We start from the raw sequence: 11,078 nt of genomic DNA on the forward strand, positions 1-11,078 counted from the left end.
CTATCTTGTCTGTATAAACAATCAATGGTTACTATTTTATCTACTTGAGCGGGTGATGCCTAGTGATTGTGATAATTAATAATATAAACCACAATGCTTTTATCGATAACACAGACAAATACCACAAAGGCACTAACAGGAAAGCCAATGTAAAACGCTAAATTATTAAATCGTAAGAATGAAACAAATCGTAAGAATGAAACTATTTTTATAGTGTCAAAAGGTGAACTAAAAATGAAAGCTAAAATAGTAAATAGTCTCTCATTGATTTTAATATCACCTACTTAATAGAAATGTGCTTTTATTTAAAACAGAAGTAAATGGATACTTTATTTATAAAAATATTTAGCTTTCTTAACATCGTGATAATAACTTAGATAAAAAATAAAAACATGACAAAAGTGAAATTAACTTGATTAATTTACATTAAGTAAAAATAAAGATAAATTTCAAATAAAAATAATGAAAAAATGAAATTTTCAGTCTTTAAATAAAATAAAAAACGCCTAATAGAAGGCGTTTTAAATTTAACTTAAATAAAGATTTAATTAGAAAGAAATAGGATAAGCCATGATAATCGCATCTTCATTTCCCGTCTTTGTTGGGTAATAGTTTTTGCGTTTTGAAACAAAATTAAATCCTATAGATTCATAGAGATTGAACGCTTTTTCATTAGATTCTCGCACCTCTAACCACAAGGTGGTGATATTTTTTTTCTCAAGTGTTTCAATCAGTTCCAATAAGAGTGCTTTACCGTAACCTTTTCCCTGATAATCAGGATGGATTGCGATATTAAAAAGTGTAGCCTCATCTAATATTAATTGCGTAATTGCAAAACCTACAATAATATTATCAATGCAAATTTTCAGATTAAAATAATGACTACCTTGGTTACTATAAAATGTTTCTTCACTCCAAGGGAATGAATGACTTAATTTTTCAATTTCCCATGCTAGAGGTAAATCAGCAGGGTTTAAGAGTGAAATGGTCTTCATATTGATAGATTTGTTTCCAAAGATCGCGTTTTGCATCAGCATCAAAATATAACTGATGTAATGAAGGGCTTCTCAGAGAAGTATATTCAGAGGGAAGTATGAGATCAGTGCCTAATAACCAACAGGGAAGATCAAATGATTCTGTGAGCATGCTCACATCATCTGTTGTAATACAATAGATTTCGTCTTTATCTATCCCCATGGCGCTAAAAATATCAGAGAAAAGCCCGTTATTTAGATCAACGGTATCATCAGTAATGATAAGTAAACGTGTTGTATCCGGAAATTGAACAGAATGCTCGCCTTTTAACACAGCAGGCTTACGAAGTACCCACTGACGAATTCCAAGTTGGGATAACATTCTGTCTTTACGGCTCATTATGCTTACCTATCAAGTGTAGAACAACGGTACATAGTATCAGAGGGCATAAACTACGCCAATAAATAGCGTCGGTTTCTTTATATCTGATATCATGCGTCTCATGTTTTTTAAGGAGTAATAATCATAATGTCCTCACTGTCCCCTGCTAGCGAAGTTATTCTTCGTCACCTAGATCATTTCGCAGACAGGCATGTACTTATTGCAGGTGATCTTCAAGATACTTTTGCAGCACAAATTCAGGCGAAAAGTGTCAGAGCATATACCAACCAATATCACCAGTGGCTACCATTACTAAAATCAATGGGTGATAACGCACTCTTCGGTTTAGTTGCCGATCAATCCTTTGTGAAATATTGTAATACCTTAATCTATTTTTGGCCTAAAAATAAAAACGAAGCCACTTTCCAACTGCGTAGCCTTTGCTCTAACTTACAAGTGGGTACTGAAATTTTTATTGTCGGTGAAAACCGTAGTGGTGTTAAAAGTGCCACAGAATTAATGAATGGTATTGCTAAACTTAAAAAAATAGATTCTGCACGCCGTTGTAGCTTATTTTTTGGCACTCAAACATATCAAACACTATTTGACCGTAATAACTGGTGGCAAACTTATCGCCATGACGACCTTACTATAATGGCATTACCGGGTGTATTTAGCCAAAATGCATTAGATGAAGGTAGCCGTTTATTACTCTCCACTTTTGATGATGCAATGGTTGGGGATTTACTGGATATGGCATGTGGTTGTGGTGTTCTCGCCACTGTACTTGGCAAGAAAAACCCAATGTTGAAACTCACACTGTGTGATGTAAATGCTGCTGCTATTTCTTCTAGTATCGCCACCTTAAACGTAAATGAATTAGAAGGTCGAGTAATTGCGAGTAATGTCTATTCCGCAGTTGAAGAAACTTATGATTGGATAATATCAAACCCACCTTTCCATGATGGTTTAGGTACTAGCTATGAAGCGGCTGAAGATATTATTCGCCTTGCACCAAATTACCTGAAAAAAGGCGGTAAATTACGCATTGTAGCGAATTCGTTTATCCCTTATCCAGATATACTGGATCATGTATTTGGCTCTCATGAAGTTCTTGCATCAACAGGTAAATTCAAAGTTTACCAAGCAACCAAGAAAGACTAATCACAAGCCCTGTTATTTATAACAGGGTTTTATTTTTCATCACCAAGATATTTTATTGATAAAAAATAATTGACGCCAAAAATAATTGGCATAAAATTCGCTTCCTGTCTGAATGCGAGAGTGGCGGAATTGGTAGACGCGCTAGCTTCAGGTGTTAGTGTCCTTACGGACGTGGGGGTTCAAGTCCCCCTTTTCGCACCAAACAGACAAGATTAATTGAGTAAGACTGCGAGGATGGCGGAATTGGTAGACGCGCTAGCTTCAGGTGTTAGTGTTCTTACGGACGTGGGGGTTCAAGTCCCCCTCTTCGCACCACTCAATAACCGTTCTTTTCTCCTGTAATAACACCCTTTTCGATTACACACTGAATACCTTATTCTCTATCCATGATACGTGGCTAAAAGTGTCATCAAACTGTAGGTTAATACAACGCCCGCGGGGATCATTACCCACATCTGTAATTTCTTATGGAACAGCATCAAGGTTGATAACAGCATTGAAACCACTAAAACCAGCGTAAAGGCGGATGTGCCTACAATGGAATGCGTAATCACTGTTAGTAAAGAAGAAACGGCCAACATTTCCCATAAACTAATGCGAGATGTCCAAGGTGTCGCTGAAGAGATGCGTGTTGGTTTAGCCATAACATCCACCATTAATGATAATGATTTTCATTATTATATATAACAACTATACTAAATCAACTTAAATAAAGAAAAGAATTATTTTATATCCTTATTTTTTAAAGGGTTATATATCTTTTTTAGTACAAGAAATAAAAATGCCTTATCATTTTTTCACGATAAGGCATTTTATTATGTTGTTATTGTGGTCAATAAACGAAATTAAGCGTTATTTGGCTCGATAAAATGAAAGACCAAATGAATATCTTCTGGCTCTCTTTCATAAAGTTCAGGATCAGGAATATCAATTAAACGACACCCTAAATGCTGATAAAAATTTACGCTATTTTCAGAAGGTGTTGATGAAATATATAATCCACCAGCGCCTTTTTTCTTCGCATATTCCACACAATAATCAAATAATATTCGCGCTAAACCTTGCCCACGTTGCTGGTGGCTAACATGTAAAAAAGAGAGTTGAAGTAAAGTGCCATTTTGACCCCGTTTTTGCGGATCAACACTCGCTGCTGCAACCAGTTGACCGTTTTTAAAAACGCCCCAGAAAGGCGCTCCTCGATCAAAGCTTTCGAGTAAAACAGGAGTATAATGTTCAGCTTCACCTTCTGGCCAACCTTTCATATCAAAGCGTTGCTCTGATAAAAGCAATGTTCCTTCTTTTAAAACATATAGCTTTTCAATAAGCTCAGTTCTATCAATTTCCCATACCAGCGGAATTTCATTTCGTGTTAATTGACGAATATTATTTTTCATTATTAAAGATTAACCTGTTCTGATGATGATTCACTTTTTTCTAATGCGTGGTAAGCCACCGCACAGAATAAGGAATTCAACCGTTTCATATCACCGAGCAAACTGGTATGCAGAGAACTGGTTTCAATACTTTGCATATTATGCAAATGAAGACGTTCTACATGAGCAAACGAGTAACGCTGGTTGAGTAAACGGAAACGATGTTTTGCTCGACGTAATTTGCGAGCATGCTCCATGTTGCCGGAAACAAATACCGACATCGCCAGATTCAGATTACTTTGCAGACGCTCAAGGAGTGTCTGTAATTCACGACGTCCTTCCTCCGATAAAAATAAGTGGTGATTTAAACCTTTACTTACCACTTCAGCCGACATACGCGCAATGATAGCGGATGATTGTTGTAAATTCATCGCTGTATCAATAATTTCAGCCCAACGTCGGGAATCTTCCGTCCCTAGATCATGCTGTTGAATTTGTGCCATATACAATTTAATACTGCTGTGGAGTAATTCCACCTCTTCTTCTAACTGGCTAATTTCCCTTTTTTGCTGACGATCACCTTCCATTAACGCAGTAAAACGTTGCAGCATTTGTTCTATAACATCACCTAATCGTAGTGATTCTCTCACCGCATTAGCAATAGCCAATGAAGGCGTATCAATAGCAGATTGATCTAAATAACGCGGCGCCATTTCAGAGTCAGTCGTCGGTAATTCTGGAATAAGTCGCTGACATAATTTCGCCATTATGCCAACAAAAGGGATCATCAAAATACAGCGAGCCAGATTATAAATAACATGAAAATAGATAACGACTTCAGCTGGTGAAAATCCATATTGCTGGATTTTATTTGCAATTATGGTTATCCAAGGTAAAACCAATAATGCACCAATTAATTTAAAAAAGAGGCTTCCTAATACAACTTGGCGTGAAACAACACTTTGCCCTCGACTACTCATTAACGCGAGTAGGCCACTACCAATATTAGAACCAATCACAATGCATAAGCTGATATACAAAGGCATTAGCCCTGTTGCACTTAGTGTCGCTGTTAATAACACGGCCGCAAGGCTTGAGTAGCTCACCATCGCAAATAAAGCACCCACGAGCAGTGCTAAAACGGTATCTCCACTTAATGAAGTAAAGATAGCTTGCACTGCACTAGCATGAGTAATTGGCTCTGCAGAAGTGACTATTAATTGCAAGGCTAAAATAATTAAGCCAAGGCCAATTCCTACTCGCCCTAATTGCCCGACGCGCTCTTTTTTACGGCTTAAAAAAGTGATCACCCCGACAAGAATAAGTAGTGGAGATAACCAAGAGAGATCAAAAGTCAGCACACGCGCCATAAGTGCAGTACCTACATCGGCACCTAGCATAATAACAAGTGCTGGTGTAATCGAAATTAGTCCTTGTGTCACAAAAGAGATAACCAAAAGTGCCGTCGCATTACTGCTTTGGACTAATGCTGTTACTCCCACACCTGCGAGAAAGGCGTTGGATTTTTTATTAATACTTTTACCTAAAATTCGGCGCAAATCAGAGCCAAAAACACGCATAATGCCTGTACGAACAATATGTGTTCCCCAGACAAGAAGCGCGACTGATGAGAGTAAATGAAGCAGTGTCAGCATAGAAATAATAACCTTATTTTTATCGTTGTTTGTTTGACTCTGTTCTCCTTCAATCTCATAAAAAAGAGAAAGACCACGAGCAGATAATCTATCTGAGAAAAGATTTTTACGGGTAATGCCCTTAATAACGTAGAGCGTTATTAGACAAAAAGATATTGCAACTAAAGTACAATAATCAATGGAGAAGTTGAGAATATTACATGGATTAATTTGTCAATTCTGTTAATTATAACAGGAAATATGTAATTTTCAAAATCAACCTATAAATAACCCATTGATTTATTATCACTTTATTTAAATGATCTCAATTTTTCATAAAAAAACGCGACCAGAGGGTATCTCTCTAAGTCGCGCGAAAATACAACAAGTTAGTAAGGCAATTCGACTACAAGTTCAGACAGACTATAAATTCAACTGGAATTTACTTCAGACCCATCGCATCACGCATAGTGAAAAATAAGTCGGTTTGGTCAGTTAACCCAACGACATTCGCAGCATGTGGACCATAAGCGGCAACACGTAGCTGAGCCCCTGTATGTTCTTGGGATCCTTCTTCTGCGTTACCATAGTTCACGACCATAACTGCGCCATCTTTGGTAATAAGTGCTTGTGTTAATCCGCTTGATTTCACATCCGCCTCAATAATTTGACTTGAATGAGCATGGTCAGCAGTTACGATAATCAGTGTGTCGCCGTTTTGTTTAGCAAAATCTAAGCCGATTTGTACGGCTTCATCTAACGCAACCGTTTCACCAATTTGTCCGCAAGGATTCGCATTATGATCTTGCTTATCAATAGAGGCACTTTCGACTTGTAAGAAGAATCCATTTTCATTGGTCTTCAGTAAGTCAATTGCTTTTTTGGTCATTTGTGCCAGTGTTGGCGCATTTGGATCGAGTTTAGAATTAGGTTTGCACTCTAAAGGTGGATTATTCAAATTACCATGATACGTCGCTTTAGGTCCTTCCCAAGCCACGGCCATATTACCTTCGTGGAATAAACCAAGAACAGGTTTATCTTGATTTGCAAGCGTAATTGCATCTAATGATTTGGCATCCTTCACGATTTGATAACCACGCTCAATCGCTTGTTGCTCTAACGTTTTACCTTTATATTCACCCGCAGCTGCAGTTTGAGCAAAACTTTTCGCACCGCCCCCTAATGTCACATCGGCACGAGTGACTAATAGTTGTTCAGAGATAGAACCTCTACCACCATTTTCTAATGCATTAGTTGAACATTTTTCTAAAGTTTCAACAGGGCCATAGCATTTGCGACCTGTTACATGAGAGTACAGTGCCGCCGGTGTTGCATCTTGAATTTCTGATGTTGTCACATTACCTGTTGCCTTTCCATTGGCTTTTGCTAATTCCAAAATAGTTTGGTGATCCTTACCAAACACATCAATCCCTAATGCACCATTATACGTTTTCACACCCGAAGCCCATGCTGTCGCGGAAGCTGCAGAGTCTGTTACATAGTTAGGTTTTTGGGTTTTTCTATCTAAAGCATAGTGTGTGTATTGACCTGTAATAGGTAAGGCATCGATACCTTTAAAGAAGCCACCAGCACCTTCAGCATAGTTACGTGCAACAGTGATTTCAGAATCCCCCATACCATCACCAATAAAGAGGATCACATTTTTTGCTTGGTTATTATGTAAAGCTGCTTTTAATGCCTCAGTTTGATCTTGAGTCATACGGCGAGCACCGCCAAATTCCGTGATATTACCTTTTGCTGCACGATCTTGTGCCAAAATTGCATCAGCAGCAACGGGAGCTGCAAAAGAAGAGAAACTCGCGCCAGCCAATAGTGTTGTTACAATAACGGATAAAATAGAACGTTGGTAACGATGAGACATAGCTTTTTCCTTGCACTCTAAAGTAAAAAAAACAGGGTTAATGTTTTAAGTCAGGAAAAGCTTACGGCAGTTAAATGACAGAGAAATGAAGAGTAAAAGCGATTTCGATGACAGCTTTATGACATGTTGATGACAAACAAAGCTTATATCACTAATACGGATATAAGCTTCTGTTGTATTAAAACATATTGTTAAAACACGATAGGAAAACGAGAGCTTAAGCTAGTCATTCTCTTGGGTTAATGCTTTCGCCCCCAAATACAGGGTTTCACACCAAGAAATATAATCATGCCCACTAGCCATTTCGAGTGTTTTAACAGGATAACCTTTTTGCTCTAAAACCTGTTTAAGATGACGATTATTATTTAGAATTCCGCCCTTATCACCACGGCTTTCAAATAATCCCGCCTCTAAGAAAAACTGTAATGGCTTTTTATCTGCTTGTTCAAATTGGCGAATAAGCCATTCAGGCTCTTCATTTTCAGGTGCCCACCAATAAGAGCCAGACATACTCAACACTTTACCAAAGCGATCAGGGCGATTAAATGCGACCCATGAAGAAGCTAATCCACCATAACTCGAACCCGCGACAATGGTTTCTTCTCCTGATACCTGAATACCTTGCTCTTTTTCTAGCCAAACAAAGAGTTCATCTGCCAAGAAGCGGTAAAAATCAGGATTCGGCGGTAATTCAACACTACGACGATCACTATCAATGCTATCAACAAATAAGATCATCATCGGAGCCAATTTACCTTCTTCGATCTGTTTATCAAAAAACCGATCAATACCATATTGGCGACGGTAAGTTTGCCCATCAAATAATACGAGCAATCGAGGTGTTTCCATTTTTTGGGCTGGCAGATAAAGTGCAATTTCACGATCATTATTTAAGATCTCACTGTGAAAACGTACAATTTTTGTCTTGCCTTTCATTGTTCTATCAAGAATATCGGGTAATTGGCATTCACGTTGACTGTCTAATGACAATAAAGAAAAGTGATTATAGATATCCTCAGATTGACTTGGGGAATTTTGAGAATTCAGCGGATCGGCCTGTGCTGTGGTTAAAATAGCGCGACGTTGCTCAAATGGCTCTGAATTTTCAATAACGGGTACATCAGGTGCTAATTTATATTGCATTAATGTATCGTTAGGCACGATATAACTACGATACCAAATATCACTATTGGCTAAATGGGTTAATGGATCGTGATTACCCTCGGGTGATCCTAATAAATAAACATTCTTTTTAGCACCTTGCCATAAAAAAGTTACTCGCTTTTTATCATTATCATAAGGCTCAATCAGAGGAGCCCCTTCTTGGCGTATTTGTTGCCAAAATGCCTGAATATTTTTTTGATCAAGTTGTTTAGCGAGAGTTTGTAAACGAGGGCTAGTTAGTGCAATACCCGCATCTTTATCTAAAGGCTGATAAGGTTGTGTTGTCAGTGTGAGTTGCCATGTTTTTCCCATTTCACCTTGAGCAACTAATTGATAGCTCGCCGTTTCAGGCAGTAAAAAGCGTACTTTTTGCTGCCCATCAGAAGGAATATCTTTTAATAAACTACGAACATGAGTGCCATCTTGTTTCTCTAACCGTAGATTTTGTATTCCTTTTACGTTTAATTCAACATAACGCTCGCGATCTAAATGAGTAGCAAAACACACTGTATTGTTATCAAACTGGCCTGTTATTTCATTACCTTCTGTTACAGATAAACAATTAGCAAAACTAGGAAAGGATGCCATTAGTGCACATATCATCAGAGAAATTCTCACTATATTATTCTCGTTATAAACTATTGTGAGAAACAATAGTAATGATAATTGTTATCAATTCAATTAAATAATTCAAATAAAGATGGCTATTATAAGAGTTATAAAATAGAAGGAATGATATTTACACGAGAACAACTAAGATTTAATTTTTATCCTAAAGATAATCTTGCAATGAAATATAACTTAATGTTTTATACTGCCAAAGAAGAAGAGAAGAATCATCCGAGTCGAATTTTGCGTAATTTTGCGTTAACACCTTTTACGCTGGTAGGAGATGCGGTTCTTCTCCCTCTAGTGATCATTGCAACGCCTGTAATTCTACTTAATGGACCTATTGGTGTGCCAATTTCAAATTAGCAGTTGTTAGCTTACGGCAAATAGAAACCCAATTTAGAAGTTTATTCATATCATTGGGTTTCTATTCTAGCTTAATTAAATTAACGCTCTTCTAGTGGATAACTACGGAAACTCCATAATCCTAGTGCTTTTAAGCCATCACGATAAATACCTTGTATATCTGATTTACTGGCTTTTTGTAATTCCGCTAATGGCTTATCAGGTGCCACAACCGTTAGGTAAGAGATATCACTTGGGCCACTTTGCCAACTCGCGATAGTGAAAATCGCATCAGCACGACGAACATGACTACCAGAGCTAATAATAACGGCTGTTTTAATACGATGTTTGGTTAGTGCATAACGACTAAATAACGCATTTTCGACAGTGGTACGTGCGTAGTTTTCTTGGAAAATACGTTCAGCTGGAATACCGTTTTTCACCAGCCAATCCGCCATTAATTTACCTTCAGTTTGATGCGCTTTAGGTACACCTCCCGTAACAACAATCATGGCATCCGGTAACTGTTTAGCCACTTCTAAGGTTTTATTTAAGCGCTCAATTAAAATTTTATTCATTGTACCATCTGGGTTTAACGCATAGCCCAATGTCACAATCGCGTTGTTATCTTTGGTTTTCTTCAGTTTCGCTAAATCAGCAGGGGTTAATTTATCACTTAACGGCATTTTGCTGACACGATCGACCTCGGCAAAGAAACGTTTAAGTTCATCCGCTTTCGCTGGATTTAATGATTTCAATTTAGTGAAATAAGCTTCACTTTCTTTATCTTTACCTTCAAAACGAGTCCACGACGTCACATAAATTAACGCATCAATATCGTCTGGGGCTACTTCTAAAATCTGTTTATAAATAGTCACCGCACGAGGAACATCATTGTTATAAATATAAGCACTCGCAGTACTAAACAGCAAATCTAAACGATAAGGCTCTAGCTTATAAGCTTGTTGCAGTTTTTGCGCCACAATTTCCATATTGGATGGCAGTTTTCCCGTAAACCCAGCATCAGAAACACGCGCTGGTGACTTAAAGGCATCTAATGCATCTTGGATCAAACTATCCACCGTTTGGCGCTGAGAAACATACTGTTGATAGCTATTATCTGGTTGATGAACTTTTTGATAAGCCAATGCATTTGATGAAACGGTAAAACCTAAGGTAGCAATCGCTAACGAAATGACTGTTTTCTTGATATGAAGTGAAACACGGGAAGGTTGCGCCATTATCTTGTCCTTTACGAAAAATAGTCTGCTTCTTCACTTGAGCAAATGAAGATAGAGAGTTTGACTCCTCACACCTAATGGTAAAAGAAATACACACTGATAAATCTATACCGGATATTTATAATAGAGATCTCCGCATTAATTTTCAGTAACCTTTCTCACCTTATTGAAAAAATAGCATTATTACGTAAATAGCTTATTTAACAGCTTTCTTTATATGTTTTTATCTTTTAGCGAAAAACGCCGTAAACCCTCGCCCAATGCGGGCGAGGATATAAGGCGAAAAGCCCGCAGGGCTTTAAAGATCAAT

The 11,078-nt window shown here is 37.7% G+C and carries 10 protein-coding genes and 2 tRNA genes; 4 read left to right on the forward strand and 8 right to left on the reverse strand.

What is annotated here, in order from left to right; translation table 11 throughout:
- Positions 1–548: 548 nt before the first annotated feature.
- Positions 549–995, reverse strand: a complete 447-nt coding sequence (gene rimI, locus DK858_RS03795) for a ribosomal protein S18-alanine N-acetyltransferase (protein WP_072064366.1) — start codon at positions 993–995, stop codon at positions 549–551.
- A complete protein-coding gene (locus DK858_RS03800) occupies positions 964–1,374 on the reverse strand; it encodes a DNA polymerase III subunit psi (protein WP_023582915.1) in 411 nt (136 codons plus the stop codon). Before DK858_RS03800 ends, rimI begins: the two co-directional genes overlap by 32 nt.
- A gap of 129 nt (positions 1,375–1,503) precedes the next feature.
- Here DK858_RS03800 and rsmC point away from each other — a divergent pair, with 129 nt between their 5' ends.
- From rsmC to DK858_RS03815, 3 genes are all read left to right on the forward strand, one after another.
- Positions 1,504–2,520, forward strand: a complete 1,017-nt coding sequence (rsmC, locus tag DK858_RS03805) for a 16S rRNA (guanine(1207)-N(2))-methyltransferase RsmC (protein WP_109396288.1) — start codon at positions 1,504–1,506, stop codon at positions 2,518–2,520.
- A gap of 114 nt (positions 2,521–2,634) precedes the next feature.
- Positions 2,635–2,721, forward strand: a tRNA-Leu gene (locus tag DK858_RS03810).
- Positions 2,722–2,748: 27 nt separating this feature from the next.
- Positions 2,749–2,835: transfer RNA gene (locus DK858_RS03815), tRNA-Leu, on the forward strand.
- Between the two features lie 65 nt (positions 2,836–2,900).
- On the opposite strand, the gene DK858_RS03820 is transcribed toward DK858_RS03815, so the two are convergent.
- From DK858_RS03820 to DK858_RS03840, 5 genes are all read right to left on the reverse strand, one after another.
- The gene (locus tag DK858_RS03820; protein ID WP_109396289.1) at positions 2,901–3,164 is read right to left on the reverse strand and encodes a DUF1435 family protein; all 264 of its coding nucleotides are present in this window, start codon (positions 3,162–3,164) and stop codon (positions 2,901–2,903) included.
- A 201-nt stretch (positions 3,165–3,365) separates the two neighbouring features.
- Positions 3,366–3,914: a GNAT family N-acetyltransferase gene (locus tag DK858_RS03825; RefSeq protein ID WP_109396290.1), complete on the reverse strand. Its 549-nt coding sequence runs from the start codon at positions 3,912–3,914 to the stop codon at positions 3,366–3,368.
- A gap of 2 nt (positions 3,915–3,916) precedes the next feature.
- Entirely contained in the window at positions 3,917–5,548 is a 1,632-nt protein-coding gene (locus DK858_RS03830; RefSeq protein ID WP_109396291.1) for a Na/Pi cotransporter family protein, read from the reverse strand.
- A gap of 421 nt (positions 5,549–5,969) precedes the next feature.
- Positions 5,970–7,409 carry an alkaline phosphatase gene (gene phoA, locus DK858_RS03835; RefSeq protein ID WP_109396292.1) on the reverse strand — a complete coding sequence of 480 codons (1,440 nt, stop codon included), beginning with the start codon at positions 7,407–7,409 and terminating at the stop codon, positions 5,970–5,972.
- Between the two features lie 222 nt (positions 7,410–7,631).
- Complete coding sequence (locus DK858_RS03840) at positions 7,632–9,161, reverse strand: alpha/beta hydrolase-fold protein (RefSeq protein ID WP_228407162.1); 1,530 nt, start codon at positions 9,159–9,161, stop codon at positions 7,632–7,634.
- 216 nt (positions 9,162–9,377) lie between these two features.
- On the opposite strand from DK858_RS03840, the gene DK858_RS18240 reads away from it, so the two are divergent.
- On the forward strand, positions 9,378–9,548 hold the full coding sequence (locus DK858_RS18240) for a hypothetical protein (RefSeq protein WP_162556448.1): 171 nt from the start codon (positions 9,378–9,380) through the stop codon (positions 9,546–9,548).
- An 80-nt stretch (positions 9,549–9,628) separates the two neighbouring features.
- Here DK858_RS18240 and DK858_RS03850 read toward each other — a convergent pair whose 3' ends face one another.
- Positions 9,629–10,768: an ElyC/SanA/YdcF family protein gene (locus DK858_RS03850; RefSeq protein ID WP_109396295.1), complete on the reverse strand. Its 1,140-nt coding sequence runs from the start codon at positions 10,766–10,768 to the stop codon at positions 9,629–9,631.
- Positions 10,769–11,078: the final 310 nt, after the last annotated feature.

It is taken from the genome of Proteus faecis (assembly GCF_003144395.1).
In the GTDB taxonomy this organism is placed as follows: Bacteria; Pseudomonadota; Gammaproteobacteria; order Enterobacterales; family Enterobacteriaceae; genus Proteus; species Proteus faecis.